Here is a 19,998-nt window from a genome sequence, read left to right on the forward strand (position 1 = left end):
CTCCGGGGCGTTTCCCGCTGGAGGTTCCACCATGCGTGTTTTCCGCGCTCTCACCGTGACCGCGGCCGCTTGCGCCGCGATCGGGCTCAGTGCCTCGTTCGCCACCGCGAACCCCCCACAGGGTGGAGGGAACGGGCCCAGCAACGTCACGGTCAACCCGTACTCCGTCCACCAGGGCGCCTCGATGCAGGTCAGTGCGGCGGGCTGCCGCAACGGCGGCACCGTCTGGTCGCACGGCAACTTTCCGCAGACGAACCTGTCCGCCGGCTCCATCGGCTTCGCGACCGTCCGGATCTTCAACCACGCCTCGCCCGGCCACCAGACGCTGTCGGTCAAGTGCCACGACAACAGCCTGGTCGCCACCCACCGCTTCACGATCCTGCCGGGCAACGGTGCTCAGGGCGGCATCGGCGGCTCGTTCGGCCCGTCCACCGTCGAGACCGCCATCGGGGCCGGGCTCGTCGGCACCGCGGCACTCGGGGCCGGCGTGCACGTCATGCGCCGCCGTCGGCCGCTCGCCGGCCGGATCTGACCCACCGCCGGCCCACCGCCGGTCGCCTCGGATCCCGCCCGGGATCGGAGGCGACCGGCGGTGGTCGTTGCGGCCGTCGCCTCGGATCAGTGGCTGCGGGTCGAGCCCCGACGACGCACCGCGTACGCGGTCGCACCGGCGCCGCCGAGCACCAGGGCGGCGCCCGCGCCGATCTCCAGCGGGTCCATCCCGGCCACGCTGCCGCCGAGTCCGCCCCGTACGCCGAGGGTCGCGCCCCGCGAGGCGCCGACCGTGGTGCGCGGCGGGGTGGGCACGGTGGTCACACGGGGTGCGGTGGTGCGCGGCGGGGTGGGCACGCGAGTGGCGCGGGGCGGGGTGATGCCGGGCGCGGTGGTGCGGGGCGCGGTGGTACGGGGTGTGGCGGGCGGGGTGGTGCGCGGGCCGTTGGTGGAGCTGGTGGTGGGCCGCGTCGTACCGCCGGTGATCGTGAGGTCGGCGGAGCCGGTCTCCCCGTTGCAGGTGAAGGAGACGGAGTACTGGGCTCCGCGCCGGGCGTCACGGTCGACCGTGACCCGGGCCGTCTTTCCCCGCGCGATGCTCACGGTGTCGAAGACCCCGGAGGAGGCGCTGGCGAAGGCGGAACCGCAGCCGCTGACGGAGAGCACCGTCTGGCCGCCGGGGGCGACCGTGGAGGGGGTGATGGCGAAGCCGAAGGAAGTGATGGGGGCCGCCTCGGCCGCGAGTGCGGCGGGCACGCCGAAAGCGCCGAGCGCGACTACGACGCCCGTGGCGCCGACGCTCAGCAGGGCGGTGGCGGAGCTGCGTATCGCACCCATGGTCGGTTCTCCGGATCCCCGAGGAGCACCCGCGCGGGATTCCGCACGTGGAGGGTCGTGCACCTCGATGTCCGCCACGCTAGGTGCGCCGGTGGTGACCCGCGATCAGGAGCGTGCGAATGGGGCACGCGCGTAGGCCGAACCGGGGACGGACCTCCGCCCCCGGTTTGCCGACGGACGGCTACTTCTCCAGCCCCAGGTGCGGGAACTGGGCGAAGAAGGGCTCGGCGGTGGCGGCCACCCCCCGGCCGAAGGGGGCGTCGAAGTCCCAGATCAGGAACAGCAGGAAGGCGATCAGGGCGCTGAACAGACCCGCGAGGAGCAGCTCGCGGAAGGAGCGGCGGATCTGCAGGGTGAAGATCAGACCCACCGTCACCAGGGCTCCGGCGATCAGGCCGAACCAGACGACTCCGGGCATGGTGGCCCCGGCGCTCTGGCCCCGTGCGTTGCGGGCGTCGTCCACGACGCCCACCTGGTCCACGAGCGGCTGGTAGGCCTGGCCCTCGTGGTCGGTCCGCGGTTCGTAGTCGGTGACGTCACGGCGGACGCGTTCCAGCAGTTCCCCGCTGCGGTCCGTCAGGGTGCCGTGGTCGGCCATCGACTTCCACTCCGTGTCGACCACGTACGTCACGTAGGCGTCCACGTCGGAGCGGATCTTCTTGCGGACCTCGACGGGATAGACCTCGGAGCGCACGCTGATCTCGTGCAGGGCCTGGGACTCCTGGCGCACGTACTCCTGGGCGGCGCCGCGGCCCTCCCAGACGCCCGCGATGGCCAGGCCCAGCACGATGGCGTAGATCACTCCGATCATCATCGTCATGTACTCGATGACGTCCGGGGTTTCGTTCGGATCGTCGTCCTCGCCGATCCTGCGGTGGTTGAAGAAGGCGATGGTGAGGACCACGGCGCAGGCCGCGGCCATCGCGAGGGACAGGACGAGCCATTCCGACAAGATGACTCCCAATCGAAGGGCGGTTCGGGGTGGGCCCCCGGTCCGGGGCGGGCCTACCGCGGGCGCAGCGCGACGATCGCGAGCACGGCGGGGGCGGCGGTCATGAGGGTGAAGGTGACGGGCGAGATGTGGTGCTCGACCGGCTTGCGGGCGGTGGAGTGGTAAGAGGGGCGGGCCACCGGCTTCTTCGGGGCCGGCGGCGGGGTCGGCGCCGGGGTCGGCGGCTCCGGCGCGGGCGGGGGCGGAGCGGGCGCTTCGCGGACCGGGGGCGCGGGCGGAGCCGGCGCGGGGGGCTTCACCGCGGGCCGGGGCGCGGGAGGCGTCGGCGCGGGCGGCGGGGTCGGCTTCGGCGGGGGAGTCGGTTTCGGGGTGGGCGTGGGTGTGGGCGTGGGGGTCGGTTTCGGGGGCGGGGTGGGGGTGGGCGTCGGGGTCGGCTTCGGCGGGCACGGCGGGGGAGGCGGCGGCGGGCAGTGGTGCCCTCCGCCGTGGTGGCCGCCGTGGTCGTGCCCGTTGCCGTGGCCGTTTTCATGGCCGTCTTCATGGCCGCCACCGTGATGTCCGCCACCCGAGGAAGCTCCCGCGAAGGAGGTTCCGGCGGTCGCGAACGCGATGAGGGCGCCGCTGCCGTCGTCGGCGTCGATCGTCGCGTAAGCGCGGCTATCGGCCACGGCCGGCGTGACGGACAGCGCCGCCCACAGCAGGACCGGGACCGCCAGCAGGCGCCTGGCACAGGCTCTGTTCACCCCGGGATCATGGGGCCACGCGCGCCCGCGCACGCGGGGCCCAGGGTTGGTTCGCCTGAACGGGTGGAGGTGGGACCGTATAGGTTTGAGCCAGGCGGAGATCAGAACTGATCGGTAACCTGGCGAATCCCAAATGGTATTTGTCGGTTTCTTAGCCACTCGTGTTGAGAGCGTGTCCACCTTTGGTGTGTGACCAAGAACGGACCGCCAATTTCCGCTTTCGCTCGCTCCGTTGGGCAATGATCAGTACATTCGGCTCGGACAGGCGTCCGAGCCCCGTCCCGCCCGCTGGACGGACCGGGTGCGATGACCGCGCGACGACATCGACGACGACACTTTGGAGACCCCTATGGAGCGCCCCGCCTGGGCCCCGGCAGGTATCGACATATCGGTGCCGAGCGTGTCCCGCATCTACGATTACTACCTCGGCGGCTCCCACAATTTCGAGGTCGACCGGCAGGCCGCCCGTCGCGCCATGGAATTCATCCCGGGACTGCCGAAGATCATGCAGGCCAACCGGGCATTCATGCGGCGCGCGGTCCGGCACGCCGTCGACGAGGGCGTGACCCAGTTCCTCGACATCGGCTCCGGCATCCCGACCTTCGGCAACGTCCACGAGGTCGCCCACGCCGCGAGCCCCGAGGCCCGCGTGGTCTACGTCGACCACGACCCGGTGGCCGTAGCGCACAGCCAGGCCGTGCTCGCCGGCAACGACCGCGCCGGAGTGGTCGCCGCCGACCTGCGCAAGCCGCAGGACATCCTGGCCGCCCCCGAGGTCGCCCGACTGCTGGACCTCAAGCGGCCGGTGGCCCTGTTGCTGGTGGCCGTCCTCCACTTCCTGGAGGACACCGACGAGCCCTACGCCGCCGTCGCCACCCTGCGCGAGGCGCTGGCGCCGGGAAGCATGCTCATCCTCACGCACGCGTCCTACGAGGGGATCCCGGTCACCGCCGAGGTCGCCGGCGGGACCGTCGGCGTCTACCGGGACATCCGCAACCCCCTCGTCATGCGCGGCCACGAACAGGTCACCCGCTTCTTCGACGGGTTCGAGCTGCTGGAGCCGGGCCTCGTCTCCATGCCCGACTGGCGCCCGGACCGCGGCGGACCGCTCGCGGACGGCGAGGCCCCCGAGGACCCGTACGCCTTCTCCGGCTTCGGCGGCGTGGGGCGCAAGCCGTGAGACTTCCCGCTCCGACCCCGCCACCGGCGAGCCGGGCACCCGCCGGCGTCCCGGCCGCCCGCGTCCCGGTCGACCCCGCGCACGCCGGGGTGGCCCTGCCCCCGCGCGGCTCGGCGGCGTCGGAGCGGCGGCCCGCCCCCGAGGGGGCGTCGGCGCCCCTGCGCGAGCTGCGCAGCGGCCTGGAAGACCGGATCGCCCGCTTCGCCACGATCTGGGGCCGCGCCATCTTCCCGGTGACGGCCACCTCCCTGACCCGCCCCGAGTTCGAGCGGCACCTCCTGCCGCTGACCCGCACCCTCGCCGAGGCCCTGCACGCCCGCCCCTTCGACGCGGGCGTCGGCCAGCGGGTCGGCGAGGAACTCGTCGCCGTGCACTGCACCGACCCCGAGGCCCTCGCCGGGACCCTCGGCGTGGTCGAGTCCTACCTCGTCCTGTACTGCGGCCCGGACGGATCCGGGACCGAGGGCACCGAGGAGTACCGCTCCCGCTGCGCCCGCCTCCAGCACGGCATCGCGGCCGGCTTCGCCCGGGCCCTGCGCGAGCGGACCCTCACGGAGCAGGAGGCCATCGCCCGTTCCGCGCTGACCGCCCGCAGCGACGCCCAACAGGCCCTCCACGCCAGCGAAGCACGCTTCCGCGCCGTCTTCGAGGGCGCTGCGATCGGCATCGGCATCGCCGACCTCGACGGCAACGTCCTGGAGGCCAACGACGCGCTGCTCCAGATGTTCGGCGGCCTCGAAGGGCACGTCCGCGACCGCAACGTCAGCGAGTGGGGCCACCCCGACGACACCCCGCACGTCTGGCGGATGTACGGGGAACTGGTGCGCGGCGAGCGCGAGCACTACCGGGTGGAGAAGCCCTACTACCGGCACGACGGAACGGTTCTCTGGACCAACCTGACGGTGTCCCTGCTGCGCGACGCCGAAGGCGCCCCGCAGTACCAGCTCGCCCTGATGGAGGACACCACCGAACGCCGGCTGCTCAACCTGCGCCTGCGCTACGAGGCCACCCACGACGCGCTGACCGGCCTGCCCAACCGGACCCTGTTCTTCGAGCGGCTGGAGAAGGCCCTCGGCGGCCCGGCCGACAGCCGCTTCGGCCTGTGCTACCTCGACCTCGACGGCTTCAAGGCGGTCAACGACAGTCTCGGCCACTCGGCGGGGGACCGGCTGCTGGTGGAGGTCGCCGACCGGCTCCAGAGCTGCGCCACCGGACCGGGAGAGGTGGTCGCACGCCTGGGCGGCGACGAGTTCGTGGCCCTGACCACGGGACCGGGCGCCGGCAGCGCCGCCGGCGACACCGCGGAGAAGGTGACGGACCTGGCGCTGCGCATCCTGTCCGCGCTGTCGACCCCGATCCGGATCGAAGGTCGGGAGCTGACCGTGCGCGGCAGCATCGGCATCGTCGAGGGCCGTGCGGGCGAACGCACCGCGGCCGAGGTGCTGCGCAGCGCCGACATCACCATGTACCGGGCCAAGGCGGCGGGCGGCAACCGCTTCGAGTTCGCCGACGCCGAGGCCGACGCCCGCGCCATCACCCGGCACGGCCTGACCAACGCCCTGCCGGCGGCGCTGGAGCGCGGCGAGTTCTTCATCGAGTACCAGCCGCTGGTGCACCTCCACGACGGCAGCGTCCACGGCGCGGAGGCCCTGGTCCGCTGGTCGCACCCGCAGTACGGGGTCTTGGGCCCGGACCGCTTCATCCCGCTCGCCGAACGGACCGGCCTGATCGTGCCGCTCGGCCGCTGGGTCCTGGAGGAGTCCGTACGTCAGGCCCGCAGCTGGCAGCTCGAACACGGCGGGGCCGCCCTGCGGGTCAACGTGAACCTCTCGCCGACCCAGCTCCACCACCCCGGCCTGGTGGCCGACACCGTACGCGTCCTGGAGTCCTCCGGCCTGGCCCCCGGGTCCCTGTGCCTGGAGGTCACGGAGTCGGCCCTGATCGGCGCCGACGACGAACTCCTCGAACCGCTGCGCCGGCTCGCCGCCCTCGGCGTGGACATCGCCCTCGACGACTTCGGCACCGGCTACTCGAACCTCGCCAATCTGCGCCGCCTTCCGGTGAGCGTGCTGAAACTGGACCGCTCCTTCACCCAGGGGATGCAGCAACAGCCCGCCAACCCCGTCGACGTCAAGATCGTGGAGGGCATCGTCGCCCTGGCCCACAGCCTCGAACTGGCCGTCACGGTCGAGGGCGTGGAGACCGGCGTCCAGGCGGCCCAGCTGCGCGCCCTCGGCTGCGACACCGCCCAGGGCTGGTACTACGCCCGCCCCGGTTCCCCGGACCGTATCCACACCCTCACCCTCGCGGACGCGGTCCCCACACCCACCCCCTGACCCGGCGGGCCGGCCGACTGGGAGGTGGCCCCGAGGGCTGTCGGGCGGGTGGGCGGCTGAGTGGGACGGCTGCCGGGAGGGCTGGGCTGTCGGGCGGTTGGGGTCAGTCCATGGCCGTCTCCATGCCCGCCTCCGTGCCGCGCCCGGGCTCGCGCACCGCGGCGATGACCCGCGTGTACCGCTCGGCGGTGTCGGCCAATACGGCCGCGGCTGCGGGAAGACGCTCGGCCTCGTAGCCGTCGAGAGCGTCCCGGCGGCCCTCGCCGTGCGCGCCGCCCCCACCGCGCCGGCCTTCCCGACCGCCCTCGCCGGTCAGGGCGGAGGCCAAGGTCCGCCCCAAGGCGACGGCGTCCAGGACGCCGGTGTTCATGCCCAGCCCGCCGGCTATCGGGTGGACGTGGGCCGCGTCCCCGGCGAGGAAGACCCTGCCCTCCCGCAGCCGGGGGGCCATCCGGACGTTGACCCGCCAGACCGAGAGCCAGGTCGGCTCGGCCAGCCGTATGCCGTCCGTGCCGGCGTGCCGGTCGAAGAGGTGCTGGAAGCTCTCCAGGGAGGGCGGCAGTGGTTCGCCGTGCTCGTCCACCTCCGGTGAGCCCTGGAACTGGAAGCTGTCCGTCCCGGGTATCGGGCAGAGCATCACGCCCCCGCCGTCGGAGGTGAACCACTGGTGCCAGCGGTCCCGGCTCAGCCCCGGGGCCGTCACATCGCCGATCACCATCATCTGCGTGTCGTCGGTGTACCCCTCGAAGGGGATCCCGAGGCTCTTGCGGGTCGTGCTGCCGCCCCCGTCGCACCCCGCGAGGAAGCCGGCCCGGACCGCGCTCCCGTCGGCCAGGCGTGCGGTGACCCCGTCGTCGGACTGGTCGATGCCGACGATCTCCGTCCCGTATTCGACCCGGACCCCCAGATCGGCGAGGCGGTCGCGGAGGATCTCCTCGGTCTGCCACTGGCCGATCAGGACGCCGTCCCCGGAGGGGCTGTCGTTGATGTGAGCGCCGTCGTAGTACTTGCGCAGGACCAGGCCCCGGGTGCCGCGGGCGTGGATCCGCTCGGCCACGCCGAGGCGGTCGAAGACCTCCAGGCTGCTCGTGTTGAGGCCTTTGCCCCGGGACTCGTGGTGGGGTCCGGTGCGCCGGTCGAGGATCCGAACGGAGATGCCTCGCAGGGCCAGTTCGATGGCCAGGGTGAGTCCGGTGGGGCCGGAGCCCGCGATCAGTACGTCGGTCATCGGATGTCCTCACTTCGTCGTTGCCCCAAGGAAAGCGCTTCGGCGAAGAAAAAGCAACCCAGTTACAAAATTAACCAAGTCAAGATTTTGTGCTACGCTGTGCGTCATGGAGAACACGACGGGACTGCGCGAGAGCAAGAAATTGCGTACGCGTCGCCAGCTGGCGGCCACGGCGCTGGAACTCTTCCTGGAACGGGGCTTCGACGCCGTGTCCGTGGCCGATGTGGCGGCCGCGGCCGAGGTGTCGAAACCCACCCTGTTCCGCTACTTCCCGAGCAAGGAGGACCTGGTCCTGGACCGGTTCGCCGACCACCAGGACGAGGCCGCGCGCATCGTGCGCGACCGGGATCCCGGTCTCACCCCCCAGCGCGCGGTCCACGAGCGCTTCCTGGTGGGTCTCGCCGAGCGGGACCCGATCACCGGGCTCTGCGACCACCCGAACGTGCTGGCCTTCATGGGGTTGCTCTACTCGACTAGCAGTCTGGAGAGCAGACTCACCCACTACACGGCCCGCGAGGTCGAGCTCCTCGCCGCGGTGCTGGAGGAGGAGGCCGTGCACCCGCTCGCCGCCCGGCTCGCGGCGCTGCACCTGGTGACGGTCCGACAGGAGCTGGGCCGGCGCAACTGGCGCCGCATCGCTGCCGGCCGGAGCGCCGACGAGGTCTATGCGGGGGCCGTGACCGACGCGGACGAAGCCTTCGGGATGCTGGCCGGCGGGCTCGACACCGCCCTCCCCATACGCGGGGCCTGAGCGCCCGGCCCGACGGGGAGTGGTTGGCCCCGGCCCCGGGGGCGTCAGCCGACGAGGACGCGACGTCAGCCGACGAGGACGCGCATCAGTTCGCGGGCCGCGCGCGGGGGAGCCACGTCCGTGCGGTGGGCCAAGGCGATCGTGCGGCGCAGCGGGGACCCCGCGAGGCGGGTCGCGCGCAGGCCGGGTCCGCCGTTGTCCACGACCATCGCCGGGACCACCGCGATGCCGAGTCCCGCCCGCACGAAGCCCAGTACGGCGTCCATCTCCCCGCCCTCGATGGTGAACACCGGCTCGAAGCCCGCCGCCCGGCAGGCCCCCACCGTCAGGTCCCGCAGGTCGTAGCCGTGCCGGAACATCACCATCGGCTCCTCGCGCAGATCCGCGAGGGTCAGCTCCCCACCGCCCGCCGGCGGCGGCAGGGTGGCCGCCGAGACCACCACCAGGTCCTCCGTCAACAACTCCACCGTGGTCAGTGCGGGCGCCGACGGAGGGAGCGGCAGTGCGATCAGGGCGAGGTCCAGCGCACCGCGCGCGAGTTCGCGCACCAGGTCCAACGAGCCGCTCTCCTCGATCAGCAGCTCGATCCCCGGGTGTGCGGTGTGGAAGGCGCGCAGCACCGCCGGCAGCATGCCCGTGCAGACGCTCGGTGTGGCCCCCAGTCGGATCCGCCCCCGCCGCAGTTGCGCCAGCTCCTGCACTTCGAGGCGGGCGGTGTCGGCGTCGGCCAGGATCCGCCTCGCCAGCGGCAGCAACGCCTCGCCCGCGTCCGTGAGGGTGATGTTCCCCCGCACCCGGCTGAACAGCTCGGCGCCCAGTTCCCGCTCCAAGGCCTTGATCTGCTGGGAGAGCGAGGGCTGCGCCACGTGCTCGCGTTCCGCGGCGCGCGTGAAGTGCCGGGTCTCGGCGACGGCCACGAAGTAGACGAGCTGCTGGAACTGCATGACCCCAGTCTAGGCACGTCGATAGGCAGGGGCTATCGCGATCAGCTCCACCATGTCTTGGACCTTTCGGGACTTTGGTCCCTACGGTCGATCCATGGCTCTGGCAACGCGGACGGATCGACGGCCGTCCACCTCGCGCACGCTCTGGGACTCCACCGTCGGCAAGAAGTCCGTGATGGCCGTCTCCGGCCTGATCATGCTCGGCTACCTCGTCGTGCACATGCTCGGCAACCTCAAGATCTTCTTCGGGGCGGACGAGTTCAACGGCTACGCCCACTGGCTGCGCACCCTCGGCTCGCCCTTCCTGCACCACGAGTGGGCCCTGTGGATCGTCCGGCTGGCCCTCGTCGCGTCCGTCGTCGCCCATGCCGTCTGCGCCTACCAGCTCAGCCGGCGCGACATCAAGGCGCGCCCGGTGAAGTACGCCCACAAGCGCCGCCGTGCGAGCTACGCCACCCGCACCATGCGCTGGGGCGGGATCATCCTGGCCCTCTTCATCGTCTGGCACCTCCTCGACCTCACCACGCTCACCGTCAACGAGCGCGCCTGGGCCGGCCACCCGTACGAGAACGTCCTCGCGACCTTCTCCACCTGGTACGGGAACACGATCTACCTCGTGGCCATGGCGGCCCTCGGCCTGCACGTGCGTCACGGCTTCTGGAGCGCCGCCCAGACCCTCGGCGCCGGCAGCGCCCGGCGCGAGCGGACGCTGAAGTTCCTGGCCAACGCCCTCGCCCTCGTCCTCTTCGCGGGCTTCGTGTCCGTCCCCGTCGCCGTCATGACCGGAGTGGTGAGCTGATCATGCACACCGAACACACCGAACACACCCACTACACCGAACACACCCAGTACACCGCGCACATCGAGTACACAGAGCACCCCGAGCACCCCGAGACCCCCGAGACCCCGGCCTACGCCGACTACACCACCGGCGAACCGATCGTCGACGCCAAGGCCCCCGAAGGCCCCATCGCCGAGCGCTGGGACCGGCGCCGCTTCGAGGCCAAGCTCGTCAACCCGGCCAACCGCCGCAAGCACCGCGTCATCGTCGTCGGCACCGGCCTCGCGGGCGGCGCGGCCGGAGCGACCCTCGCCGAGCAGGGCTACCACGTCGTCCAGTTCTGCTTCTCGGACTCCCCTCGCCGCGCCCACTCCATCGCCGCGCAGGGCGGCATCAACGCCGCCAAGAACTACCGCAACGACGGCGACTCCGTGCACCGCCTCTTCTACGACACCGTCAAGGGCGGCGACTTCCGCGCCCGCGAGTCCAACGTCCACCGCCTCGCCCAGATCTCCGTGGAGATCATCGACCAGTGCGTGGCCCAGGGCGTCCCCTTCGCCCGCGAGTACGGCGGTCTCCTCGACACCCGTTCCTTCGGCGGCGTCCAGGTCTCCCGCACCTTCTACGCCCGCGGCCAGACCGGCCAGCAGCTCCTGCTCGGCGCCTACCAGGCGCTGTCCCGGCAGATCGCCGCCGGCAACGTCGAGATGCACGCCCGCACCGAGATGCTCGACCTGATCACCGTCGACGGAGTGGCGCGCGGCATCGTCGCCCGCGACCTCGTCACCGGCGAGGTCTCCACCCACTACGCGGACGCGGTGGTCCTGGCCAGCGGCGGCTACGGCAACGTCTTCTACCTCTCCACCAACGCGATGAACTCCAACGCGACCGCCGTCTGGCGCGCACACCGGCGCGGCGCGCACTTCGCGAACCCCTGCTTCACCCAGATCCACCCCACCTGCATCCCGCGCACCGGCGAGCACCAGTCCAAGCTCACCCTGATGAGCGAGTCCCTGCGCAACGACGGCCGGATCTGGGTCCCCAAGGCCCACGGCGACACCCGCCCCGCCGCGCAGATCCCCGAAGAGGAACGCGACTACTACCTGGAGCGGATCTACCCCTCCTTCGGCAACCTCGTCCCCCGCGACATCGCCTCCCGCGCCGCGAAGAACGTCTGCGACGAGGGTCGCGGCGTCGGTCCCGGCGGCCAGGGCGTCTACCTCGACTTCGCCGACGCCATCCGCCGCATGGGCAAGGACAAGGTCGCCGAGCAGTACGGCAACCTCTTCGAGATGTACGAGCGGATCACCGCGGAGAACCCCTACGAGGTCCCCATGCGGATCTACCCGGCCGTCCACTACACGATGGGCGGACTGTGGGTGGACTACGACCTCCAGACCACGGTCCCCGGCCTGTTCGCGATCGGCGAGGCCAACTTCTCCGACCACGGGGCCAACCGCCTCGGCGCCTCCGCGCTCATGCAGGGCCTCGGGGACGGCTACTTCGTCCTGCCCGCCACCATCAACGACTACCTCGCCCGCCACCCCCACCACGACGCGATCGACGACAGCCACCCCGAGGCGGCGGCCGCCGTGCGCGAGGTCCGCGACTGCCTCGCCAAGCTGCTCGCCGTCGACGGCGACCGCACTCCGGACTCCTTCCACCGCGAGATCGGCGAACTCATGTGGGAGTACTGCGGGATGGCCCGCACCGAGGAGGGGCTGCGCAAGGCCCTCGCCCGCATCCCCGAGATCCGCGAGGAGTTCTGGACGCGGATCAAGGTTCCCGGCCGCGGCGAGGAGTTCAACCAGTCCCTGGAGAAGGCCAACCGCATCGTCGATTACCTCGAACTCGCCGAGCTGATGTGTCTCGACGCCCTCCATCGCGCCGAGTCCTGCGGCGGCCACTTCCGCCAGGAGTCCCAGACCCCCGACGGCGAAGCCGCCCGCCGCGACGAGGAGTTCGCCTACGTGGCCGCCTGGGAGTACCAGGGCACCGGAGCCGCCCCCGTCCTGCACAAGGAAGACCTCGTCTTCGAGTACGTCCACCCCACCCAGCGGAGCTACGCATGAAGCTCACCCTGCGCGTCTGGCGCCAGCAGAACGCCGACGCCCCCGGCGCCATGGCCTCCTACCAGGTCGACGGCATCTCGAAGGACATGTCCTTCCTGGAGATGCTCGACACCCTCAACGAGGACCTCATCCTGCGCGGCGACGACCCGGTCGCCTTCGACCACGACTGCCGCGAGGGCATCTGCGGCGCGTGCAGCCTCGTCATCGACGGCGACGCCCACGGACCCGAGCGGACCACCACCTGTCAGCTCCACATGCGGTCCTTCGACGACGGCGACACCATCGACGTCGAACCCTGGCGGGCCTCGGCCTTCCCCGTGGTCAAGGACCTCGTCGTCGACCGCGGCGCCTTCGACCGCATCATCCAGGCCGGCGGCTACATCACCGCCCCCACCGGCGCCGCGCCCGAGGCCCATGCCACCGCCGTCCCCAAGCCCGACGCCGACTTCGCCTTCGAGCACGCCGAGTGCATCGGCTGCGGGGCGTGCGTGGCGGCCTGCCCCAACGGCTCCGCGATGCTGTTCACCTCCGCCAAGGTCAACCACCTCAACGTGCTCCCGCAGGGGTCGCCCGAACGCGAGACGCGCGTCCTCGACATGGTGGCCCGGATGGACGACGAGGGCTTCGGCGGCTGCACCCTGACCGGCGAATGCGCCACGGCCTGCCCCAAGGGCATCCCGCTGCCGTCCATCGCGGCGATGAACAAGGAGTGGCTGCGGGCGGTCCGCAAGCGCTGACCCGTCACCGTCACCGCCACCGTCACCCTCCCGAACCACCGTACGGGCGCCCGCGCGGCCCCACCGCGTGGGCCGATCGGCTGACCCGATCCGCCGACCGGGCGCTCGTACGGGCCGTACCCCGTGCCGTGCGGCGGGCGCCACGGGCGGGTGGGGTTCAGTGGACCCCATGCCAGAAGCCCCCGCAGGGTCCGGACCGCGCCGCCGCACCGTACTGGCCGCCGCCCTCGCCACCCCGCTGGTCCTCGCCGGCTGTGCCGAGGCCCGCGACCCCGCTGCCGCCCCCGGGCCACCGGCCTCCGCCAAGGACGCCCTGGTCATGGTGGTCCGGCACGCGGAGAAGCCCTACGCCGGGGACACCGGCGAGGACGACGACGGCAACGAGCACCCCGGCGAGCTCGCCGGGCGGGGCCGCCGCCGGGCCGAGGAGCTGAGCCGTCTCTTCGCCCCGACCGCCGGCGCCCGCCTGCCCCGGCCCGCCGCGCTCTTCGCGACCGGGGGAGGGGCCAAGGCCCCCGCCCGTTCCCGGCAGACCCTGACGCCCCTGGCCGCCGCCCTGCGGATCCCCGTACGCGGTGAATTCGCCCTCGGCGCGGAACCGGCCCTGGCCGCCGCCGTCCTGGCCGCCCGGACCCCCGTACTCGTCTGCTGGGAGCACCCCGGCATCCCGCGCCTGGTCCGCGCCCTCGGCGCCGACCGTGTCCTGGGGCTCCCGGCGGCCTGGCCCGACCGCTACGACCTCGTCTGGACCTTCACCCGCACCCAGGGAATCTGGACCTTCAAGGAGTCGTCCCAGCACCTGCTGCCGGGGGACGCGTAGCACCGGCCGCCCGTCCCAGGGCGCGCGCCAGGTACGGGGCCGTACGGCTCTCGGCGCAGGCGGCCACCTCCGCCGGCGGGCCCGCGACGGTGACGCGCCCACCGCGCGCGCCGCCGCCCGGCCCCAGGTCGACGACCCAGTCCGCGCCCGCCACCACCTCCATGTCGTGTTCCACGACCACGACCGAATGGCCCGCGTCCACAAGCCCGTGCAACTGCCGCAGCAGCACCCGCACATCGGCCGGATGTAGCCCCGTCGTCGGTTCGTCGAGCACGTACAGGGTGTGGTCGCGACGCAGTCGCTGGAGTTCCGTCGCCAACTTGATGCGCTGCGCCTCGCCGCCCGACAGCTCGGTGGCCGGCTGGCCCAGTCGCAGGTAGCCCAGGCCGATGTCCTGCAACGCCCGCAGGCTGCGCGCCGCCGCCGGGACCTCGGCGAAGAACTCCGAGGCCGCCTCCACCGTCAGTCCCAGGACCTCCGCGATGTTCAGCCCGGCGTAACGGACCTCCAGGGTCTCGGCGTTGTAGCGGGCGCCCGCGCAGGTGGGGCACGGGGCGTAGGTGCTGGGAAGGAAGAGCAGCTCGACGGAGACGAAGCCCTCGCCCTGGCAGGTCTCGCAGCGACCGCCCCGCACGTTGAAGGAGAACCGCCCCGCCTTCCAGCCGCGCGCCTTCGCCTCCGGCGAGGCGGTGAACAGCCTGCGCACCACGTCGAACAAGCCCGTGTACGTCGCCAGGTTGGAGCGCGGCGTACGGCCGATCGGCTTCTGGTCCACCTCCACCAGCCGCCGCACCGGGAAGTCGGGCTCGGCCAGCCGCTCGGCGACCTCCCGCGCGAGGACCTGCCCGACCAAGGTGGACTTCCCCGAACCGGACACCCCCGTCACGGCTGTGAACACCCCGAGCGGGAACGTGACGCTCACGTCCCGGAGGTTGTGCCGGCGCACACCGCTCAAGGTGACCGAACCGGTGGCGGTGCGCCCCGGCGCGGGGACCGGAGTCGGCTCGGCGAACAGGTGTCGCGCCGTCACCGAGTCGGCCACGTCGCGCAGTTCGGCCGGTGGTCCGCTGTGCAGCACCCGCCCGCCGCGCTCCCCGGCCAGCGGCCCCACGTCCACCAGCCAGTCCGCGCGCCGCACCACGTCCAGGTGGTGCTCCACGACGAAGACCGTGTTGCCGGACGCCTTGAGCCGGTCCAGTACGTCCAGCAGGGCCTCGGTGTCGGCCGGGTGCAGCCCCGCCGACGGCTCGTCCAGGACGTACACCACCCCGAACAGGCCCGACCTCAACTGCGTGGCCAGCCGCAGCCTTTGCAGCTCGCCCGAGGAGAGCGTCGGCGCGGTCCGGTCCAGGCTCAGGTAGCCGAGCCCCAGCTCCACGACCGGGGCGATCCGTGAGCGCAGGTCCTCGGTCAGGACCCGGGCCGCCTCCCCGCCCGCCGGCGCGTCGGCCCGCGCGCCGCTCAGGGCGCCGTCCAGGAGGTCGTCCAGATCCGTCAGCGCCAGCCCGGCCAGCTCGGCGATCGTACGGCCCGCGAAGGTCACCGCCAGGGCCTCCGGCCGCAGCCGCCGCCCCGCGCACAGGGGGCACGGCGCGTCGGTGAGGAACCTCTCCGCGCGAGCCCGCAGGGTGGCGCTCTTGGTGTCGGAGAAGGTGCGCATGACGTAGCGGTGGGCGCTCATGTACGTGCCCTGGTAGGGGCGTTGGATCCGATCCGCGTCCCGCACCGGGTGCACGGTGACCACCGGCTGCTCCTCGGTGAACAGGATCCACTCGCGGTCCTTCTCCGCGAGCTCGCGCCAGGGCCGGTCGACGTCGTACCCCAGGGCCTCCAGGACGTCCCGCAGGTTCTTGCCCTGCCAGGCGCCGGGCCAGGCGGCGATGGCTCCCTGACGGATCGACAAACCGTCGTCGGGCACGAGGAGTTCCGCGCTGGTGCCGTGCACCCGGCCCAGGCCGTGACAGGAAGGGCAGGCTCCGGCGGCCGTGTTGGGGGAGAAGGAGTCGGAGTCCAGCCGGGCGGCGCCCGGCGGGTAGACACCGGCGCGGGAGAACAGCATGCGCAGGGAGTTGGAGAGCAGAGTGACCGTGCCGACCGAGGAGCGCGAGCCCGGCGAGGAGCGCCGCTGTTCCAGGGAGACCGCCGGCGGCAGCCCGGTCACCGAGTCCACCTTCGGCGCCCCCACCTGGTGGATCAGCCGCCGTGCGTACGGCGCCACGGACTCGAAGTAGCGCCGCTGGGCCTCCGCGTAGAGGGTCCCGAAGGCCAGGGAGCTCTTCCCGGAGCCGGAGACCCCGGTGAACACGGTGAGCGTGTCGCGCGGGATGTCCACGTCGACCCCGCGCAGGTTGTGCTCCCGCGCGCCGCGCACCCGTACGAAGGGGTCGAGGGCGTCGCGGACGGGGGCATCTCGGACGACGGCGTCGCGGTCGGGGGTGGAGGGAAGGCTCGGCGGGTGCATTCGCCCCAGTTTAGGGCCCCGACCCCGCCCGGGGCGGGCCGGGCCCGGCGAGACTTTGACGACAGGGCCTAGGCGAGGCCGGCGACGCGGGCCAGCCGGGTGAAGGTGTCCGCCAGGGCGGTGCGGTCGTACGTGGAGGTGGCGACCAACAGCTCGTCCGCGCCCGTCGCGGCGGCGACCTCGGCGAGGTCCCGCGCGACCTGCTCCTCCGTGCCCGCCAGGTGCCCCTGGAGGGCGCCCTCGAACAGTTCGCGCTCCTTGGGGGTCATCTCCAGTGCGAGGACCTCCTCGGCCGGCCTCAGGGGCGGGAAGCTTCCCCGGGTGCGGGACACGGTCAGCGCCCAGGCCTCCGGGACCAGGATCCGCCGCGCGGCCTCCTCGGTGGCGGCGACGGCCACCGACCCGGAGACGACCACGTACGGCTCCGCGCCCCAGGCGGACGGCCGGAACTCCTCGCGGTAGCGCGCGACGGCCTCGGCGACCCGTGCGCGTCCGCGCAGGTCCCCGACCACCATCGGCAGCCCCGCGCGGGCGGCGATTCCCGCCCCCTGCCCGGTGGCCAGCACGAACGGCGGGATCCGCAGCCCCTCCGCCGGGTGGGCGTGCACCCCCGGGTGGGCGCGCTGGTTGCCGTCGATCCAGCCGAGCAGCTCGGCCAGCTGTTCCTCGAAGCGGTCGGCGTCCCCGGTGTCACGGCCCAGGGCCCGCCGGATGCCGTCCGTGAAGCCGACCGAGCGACCGAGGCCCATGTCGACGCGGCCCGGGAACAGCGCCTCCAGGACCCCGAACTGTTCCGCGACGACCATCGGCTGGTGGTTCGGCAGCATCACCCCGCCGGTGCCGACCCGGATCCGCCGGGTGGCGGCGGCCACCGCGGCGGCCAGCACCGTGGGCGCGGAGCCCGCGACGCCGGGCACGCTGTGGTGCTCCGAGACCCAGAAGCGGTGGTAGCCGAGGTCCTCGGCCCGCCGGGCGAGTTCCACGGTGTCCCGGAGGGCCTCCGCGGCGGTGTGGCCCTCGCGGGTGCGGGACCGGTCGAGTATCGAGATGCGCTGGATCACACAGGTCTCAACGCGTGGCGGCGCCAAGGATTCCCGCGCACCCGGTCCACGTAGGGCTCCGTCTCGGCTCCGCGACCCGGGCTCCGCGTCTCGGGCTCCGCGTCTCGGCTCCGCGCCCGGCGCCTCGACGGTCGCCCGGTCCGCCCGGAGGGCTCCGGCCCGCACGGCCTACGCTGGCCGGTATGACCGAGACCGCACCCCGCCGACCGCTGGCCGTGTTCGACATCGACAACACCCTGGCCGACACCGCCCACCGGCAGCGCTTCCTGGAGGGCCGCCCCCGGGACTGGGCGGGCTTCTTCGGCGCCGCCCCGGCCGACCCGCCGCTCGCACGGGGAGTGGCGCTGGCCGTGGAGAGCGCCGCCGACTGCGAGGTGGTCTACCTGACCGGGCGTCCGGAGCGCTGCCGCGCCGACACCGTCGCGTGGCTGACCCGGTACGGGCTGCCCGAGGGCCGGGTGTGGATGCGCGGCGACCAGGATCGGCGTCCCGCCAGGCTGACCAAGCTGGAGGTGTTGAAGCGGATCGCGCGGGGTCGCGAGGTGCGGATGCTCGTGGACGACGACGAACTCGTCCGCCAGGCCGCCAGGGCGGCGGGCTTCCGCGTGGTCCTCGCCGACTGGGCCGCGGACGCGCCCGAACTCAAGTCCGCGCAGGAGGGTGAGGGCCGCACCTGAGGGCCGAAGCCCCGCCGCGGCCCCGCCCCGTCGCTTCCGCGCCGCGCTCATTCCTCGCCGTCGAGGCGGAACCCCACCTTCAGGCCGACCTGGTAGTGCGCGATCCGCCCTTCCTCGATGTGCCCGCGCATCTGGGTGACCTCGAACCAGTCCAGGTTGCGCACGGTCTGGCCCGCGCGGGCCAGACCGTTCCGGATGGCCTGATCGATGCCCTCGTCCGAGGTGCCGACGATTTCGGTCACCCGATAGGTGTGGTTGGACATGGGGTCTCCCGCCGGTCGTCGCCGTTGGCGTGACGTACTTGCCGTTGCCTTGCTGTTGCCTTGTTCCACGGTGCCCCAGTAAGGGCGGGTCCGCGAACTTTGTGCGAACAGTCCCGGGCGAAAGGGGGTTGACCGGACCATTGGTCTATGCCAATTTCAAGCCATCTCCAGGAACCATCCCCCAGAAGGTGACCCCCCGTGAAGATGCGCTTCCTCGCCGTGTGCACAGCTCTCGCAGCCTCGGCCGCCCTGACCGGCTGCGGTCAGTCCGGAGGGGCGGACGCGGCTCCCACTCGGGTGACCCTCTGGTTGATGAAGGGCAGCGCCTCCGACGACTTCATCGGGAAATTCAGCGCCGACTTCGAGAAGGAACACCCCGGCATCGACCTCCAGGTGCGCATCCAGGAGTGGAAGGGCATCGGCGACAAGGTCAACGACGTCCTCGCCGGCAAGAGCAAGGAGGGCGCCGACGTCATCGAGGTCGGCAACACCCAGGTCGCCCAGTACGTGGAGACCGGCGGCGTCTCCGAGCTCACCCTCGAAGGCCTGCGCGAATGGGGGAGTTCCGACTGGCTCAAGGGCCTCTCCGAGCCGGGGACGGTCGAGGGGGCCCAGTACGGAGTCCCCTGGTACGCCGCCAACCGGGTGGTGATCTACAACAAGGAGCTGTTCGCGAACGCCGGGATCAAGACCCCGCCCAAGAACCGGCAGGAGTGGCTGGCGAACACCCAGAAGCTCGACAAGGGCGAACAGCAGGGGATCTACCTCGCCGGTCAGAACTGGTACGTCCTCGCGGGGTTCATCTGGGACGAGGGGGGCGAGCTGGCCGTCGAGAACAGCGGCGAATGGTCCGGAGCCCTCGACGACGAGAAGTCCGTCGCCGGGATGGAGTTCTACAAGCAGCTCCAGGTCCTCGGACACGGCCCCAAGGACGCCGACGAGGAGACACCGCCGCAGTCGGACGTCTTCGCCCGCGGCCAGGTCGCCCAGATCATCGCCCCGCCCGGCCAGGCCGCCCAGATCGAGGCCGCCAACCCGGCCCTGAAGGGCAAGCTCGGCTTCTTCCCGATCCCCGGCAAGACCTCAGAGAAGGCGGGCGCCGTCTTCACCGGCGGATCCGACCTGATCATCCCGGACAAGACGCGGCACCGTGGCCAGGCCGTCGACGTCATCAGCGCCCTGGTCAGCGAGAAGTGGCAGACCGAACTGGCCCGCACGATGAGCTACGTGCCGAACAAGACCTCGCTGGCCCACGTGGTCGAGGGCAACGAGGGGGCCGCGGCCATGGCGCCGGGCGCCGCCCAGGGGCGGGCCACTCCCAATTCGGCGCGCTGGGCCGAGGTGGAGGCCAAGAACCCGATCAAGCCGTACATGACGGCCGTGCTCACGGGTCAGGACCCCCGGACGGCCTCCAAGACCGCCGCGGCCGCGATCACCAAGCTCCTCAAGCAGCCCGCCAACTGAACACCGCGCCGGACGGCCCTGCCGGGGAGTCGCCGTGCGGCACCGCCGGACAGTCGGCCGTACGGGCCCGGGGGAGGGCCCGCGGAGCCGACTCCGCCTGCCCTCCGAGCGGGCTGTCCGGCGAGTTAAGCCTCCGCACATCCAAGGGCCGCTGAGCGGTCATGTCGAATCCAGCCGGTCACGGAAGAAGTAAAGGAGC

General features: G+C 72.4%; 18 protein-coding genes. 10 read left to right on the forward strand and 8 right to left on the reverse strand.

Annotated features, from left to right (window positions below; all coding sequences use genetic code 11):
* Positions 1-31 precede the first annotated feature (31 nt).
* Positions 32-532: a hypothetical protein gene (locus tag ACIOD1_RS06735; RefSeq protein ID WP_365619650.1), complete on the forward strand. Its 501-nt coding sequence runs from the start codon at positions 32-34 to the stop codon at positions 530-532.
* Positions 533-618: 86 nt separating this feature from the next.
* Here the strand turns inward: ACIOD1_RS06735 and ACIOD1_RS06740 are convergent, their stop codons facing one another.
* The 3 genes from ACIOD1_RS06740 to ACIOD1_RS06750 form a co-directional block, all read right to left on the reverse strand.
* On the reverse strand, positions 619-1,329 hold the full coding sequence (locus ACIOD1_RS06740; protein ID WP_401900679.1) for a hypothetical protein: 711 nt from the start codon (positions 1,327-1,329) through the stop codon (positions 619-621).
* Positions 1,330-1,510: 181 nt separating this feature from the next.
* On the reverse strand, positions 1,511-2,281 hold the full coding sequence (locus ACIOD1_RS06745; protein WP_365619644.1) for a hypothetical protein: 771 nt from the start codon (positions 2,279-2,281) through the stop codon (positions 1,511-1,513).
* A gap of 53 nt (positions 2,282-2,334) precedes the next feature.
* Positions 2,335-2,460 (reverse strand): hypothetical protein, encoded by a 126-nt coding sequence (locus tag ACIOD1_RS06750; RefSeq protein WP_401900681.1) that lies wholly within the window; start codon positions 2,458-2,460, stop codon positions 2,335-2,337.
* Positions 2,461-3,373: 913 nt separating this feature from the next.
* Between ACIOD1_RS06750 and ACIOD1_RS06755 the strand changes: the two genes are divergently transcribed.
* Both ACIOD1_RS06755 and ACIOD1_RS06760 read left to right on the forward strand, forming a co-directional pair.
* Positions 3,374-4,204: an SAM-dependent methyltransferase gene (locus tag ACIOD1_RS06755; protein WP_365619638.1), complete on the forward strand. Its 831-nt coding sequence runs from the start codon at positions 3,374-3,376 to the stop codon at positions 4,202-4,204.
* A gap of 158 nt (positions 4,205-4,362) precedes the next feature.
* Positions 4,363-6,540, forward strand: a complete 2,178-nt coding sequence (locus ACIOD1_RS06760; RefSeq protein ID WP_365620031.1) for an EAL domain-containing protein — start codon at positions 4,363-4,365, stop codon at positions 6,538-6,540.
* Between the two features lie 103 nt (positions 6,541-6,643).
* On the opposite strand, the gene ACIOD1_RS06765 is transcribed toward ACIOD1_RS06760, so the two are convergent.
* Positions 6,644-7,768 carry an FAD-dependent monooxygenase gene (locus tag ACIOD1_RS06765; RefSeq protein WP_401900684.1) on the reverse strand — a complete coding sequence of 375 codons (1,125 nt, stop codon included), beginning with the start codon at positions 7,766-7,768 and terminating at the stop codon, positions 6,644-6,646.
* 106 nt (positions 7,769-7,874) lie between these two features.
* Between ACIOD1_RS06765 and ACIOD1_RS06770 the strand changes: the two genes are divergently transcribed.
* Positions 7,875-8,519, forward strand: coding sequence for a TetR family transcriptional regulator (locus tag ACIOD1_RS06770; protein WP_365619633.1), 645 nt, complete (start codon positions 7,875-7,877; stop codon positions 8,517-8,519).
* A 65-nt stretch (positions 8,520-8,584) separates the two neighbouring features.
* Here the strand turns inward: ACIOD1_RS06770 and ACIOD1_RS06775 are convergent, their stop codons facing one another.
* A complete protein-coding gene (locus ACIOD1_RS06775; RefSeq protein WP_401900686.1) occupies positions 8,585-9,463 on the reverse strand; it encodes a LysR family transcriptional regulator in 879 nt (292 codons plus the stop codon).
* A 94-nt stretch (positions 9,464-9,557) separates the two neighbouring features.
* Here ACIOD1_RS06775 and ACIOD1_RS06780 point away from each other — a divergent pair, with 94 nt between their 5' ends.
* The 4 genes from ACIOD1_RS06780 (at position 9,558) to ACIOD1_RS06795 (ending at position 13,873) form a co-directional block, all read left to right on the forward strand.
* The gene (locus ACIOD1_RS06780) at positions 9,558-10,262 is read left to right on the forward strand and encodes a succinate dehydrogenase cytochrome b subunit (protein WP_365619627.1); all 705 of its coding nucleotides are present in this window, start codon (positions 9,558-9,560) and stop codon (positions 10,260-10,262) included.
* 2 nt (positions 10,263-10,264) lie between these two features.
* The gene (locus tag ACIOD1_RS06785; protein ID WP_401900688.1) at positions 10,265-12,316 is read left to right on the forward strand and encodes a fumarate reductase/succinate dehydrogenase flavoprotein subunit; all 2,052 of its coding nucleotides are present in this window, start codon (positions 10,265-10,267) and stop codon (positions 12,314-12,316) included.
* Positions 12,313-13,053, forward strand: coding sequence for a succinate dehydrogenase/fumarate reductase iron-sulfur subunit (locus ACIOD1_RS06790; RefSeq protein WP_401900690.1), 741 nt, complete (start codon positions 12,313-12,315; stop codon positions 13,051-13,053). The genes ACIOD1_RS06785 and ACIOD1_RS06790 overlap by 4 nt, the downstream gene beginning before the upstream one ends.
* Before the next feature lie 169 nt (positions 13,054-13,222).
* Positions 13,223-13,873: a hypothetical protein gene (locus tag ACIOD1_RS06795; RefSeq protein ID WP_401900692.1), complete on the forward strand. Its 651-nt coding sequence runs from the start codon at positions 13,223-13,225 to the stop codon at positions 13,871-13,873.
* On the opposite strand, the gene ACIOD1_RS06800 is transcribed toward ACIOD1_RS06795, so the two are convergent.
* Positions 13,833-16,334 carry an ABC transporter gene (locus ACIOD1_RS06800; protein WP_401900694.1) on the reverse strand — a complete coding sequence of 834 codons (2,502 nt, stop codon included), beginning with the start codon at positions 16,332-16,334 and terminating at the stop codon, positions 13,833-13,835. The genes ACIOD1_RS06795 and ACIOD1_RS06800 overlap by 41 nt on opposite strands.
* A 68-nt stretch (positions 16,335-16,402) precedes the next feature.
* The gene (locus ACIOD1_RS06805) at positions 16,403-17,395 is read right to left on the reverse strand and encodes an MsnO8 family LLM class oxidoreductase (protein ID WP_401900696.1); all 993 of its coding nucleotides are present in this window, start codon (positions 17,393-17,395) and stop codon (positions 16,403-16,405) included.
* A 182-nt stretch (positions 17,396-17,577) separates the two neighbouring features.
* On the opposite strand from ACIOD1_RS06805, the gene ACIOD1_RS06810 reads away from it, so the two are divergent.
* The gene (locus tag ACIOD1_RS06810) at positions 17,578-18,072 is read left to right on the forward strand and encodes a hypothetical protein (RefSeq protein WP_401900698.1); all 495 of its coding nucleotides are present in this window, start codon (positions 17,578-17,580) and stop codon (positions 18,070-18,072) included.
* A gap of 47 nt (positions 18,073-18,119) precedes the next feature.
* Here the strand turns inward: ACIOD1_RS06810 and ACIOD1_RS06815 are convergent, their stop codons facing one another.
* On the reverse strand, positions 18,120-18,335 hold the full coding sequence (locus tag ACIOD1_RS06815) for a dodecin (RefSeq protein ID WP_365619607.1): 216 nt from the start codon (positions 18,333-18,335) through the stop codon (positions 18,120-18,122).
* Between the two features lie 198 nt (positions 18,336-18,533).
* On the opposite strand from ACIOD1_RS06815, the gene ACIOD1_RS06820 reads away from it, so the two are divergent.
* A complete protein-coding gene (locus tag ACIOD1_RS06820; protein ID WP_401900700.1) occupies positions 18,534-19,799 on the forward strand; it encodes an extracellular solute-binding protein in 1,266 nt (421 codons plus the stop codon).
* Positions 19,800-19,998 lie beyond the last annotated feature (199 nt).

The sequence above is a fragment of the Streptomyces sp. NPDC088097 genome (assembly GCF_044741845.1).
GTDB lineage: Bacteria > Actinomycetota > Actinomycetes > Streptomycetales > Streptomycetaceae > Streptomyces.

Bases quoted from the DNA above. Each gene is read 5' to 3' on its own strand.
- ACIOD1_RS06770 (WP_365619633.1), top strand. From the start codon at position 7,875: ATGGAGAACACGACGGGACTGCGCGAGAGCAAGAAATTGCGTACGCGT.
- ACIOD1_RS06800 (WP_401900694.1), bottom strand. From the start codon at position 16,334: ATGCACCCGCCGAGCCTTCCCTCCACCCCCGACCGCGACGCCGTCGTC.
- ACIOD1_RS06785 (WP_401900688.1), top strand. From the start codon at position 10,265: ATGCACACCGAACACACCGAACACACCCACTACACCGAACACACCCAG.
- ACIOD1_RS06740 (WP_401900679.1), bottom strand. From the start codon at position 1,329: ATGGGTGCGATACGCAGCTCCGCCACCGCCCTGCTGAGCGTCGGCGCC.
- ACIOD1_RS06810 (WP_401900698.1), top strand. From the start codon at position 17,578: ATGACCGAGACCGCACCCCGCCGACCGCTGGCCGTGTTCGACATCGAC.
- ACIOD1_RS06795 (WP_401900692.1), top strand. From the start codon at position 13,223: ATGCCAGAAGCCCCCGCAGGGTCCGGACCGCGCCGCCGCACCGTACTG.
- ACIOD1_RS06735 (WP_365619650.1), top strand. From the start codon at position 32: ATGCGTGTTTTCCGCGCTCTCACCGTGACCGCGGCCGCTTGCGCCGCG.
- ACIOD1_RS06780 (WP_365619627.1), top strand. From the start codon at position 9,558: ATGGCTCTGGCAACGCGGACGGATCGACGGCCGTCCACCTCGCGCACG.
- ACIOD1_RS06790 (WP_401900690.1), top strand. From the start codon at position 12,313: ATGAAGCTCACCCTGCGCGTCTGGCGCCAGCAGAACGCCGACGCCCCC.
- ACIOD1_RS06775 (WP_401900686.1), bottom strand. From the start codon at position 9,463: ATGCAGTTCCAGCAGCTCGTCTACTTCGTGGCCGTCGCCGAGACCCGG.
- ACIOD1_RS06755 (WP_365619638.1), top strand. From the start codon at position 3,374: ATGGAGCGCCCCGCCTGGGCCCCGGCAGGTATCGACATATCGGTGCCG.
- ACIOD1_RS06815 (WP_365619607.1), bottom strand. From the start codon at position 18,335: ATGTCCAACCACACCTATCGGGTGACCGAAATCGTCGGCACCTCGGAC.
- ACIOD1_RS06765 (WP_401900684.1), bottom strand. From the start codon at position 7,768: ATGACCGACGTACTGATCGCGGGCTCCGGCCCCACCGGACTCACCCTG.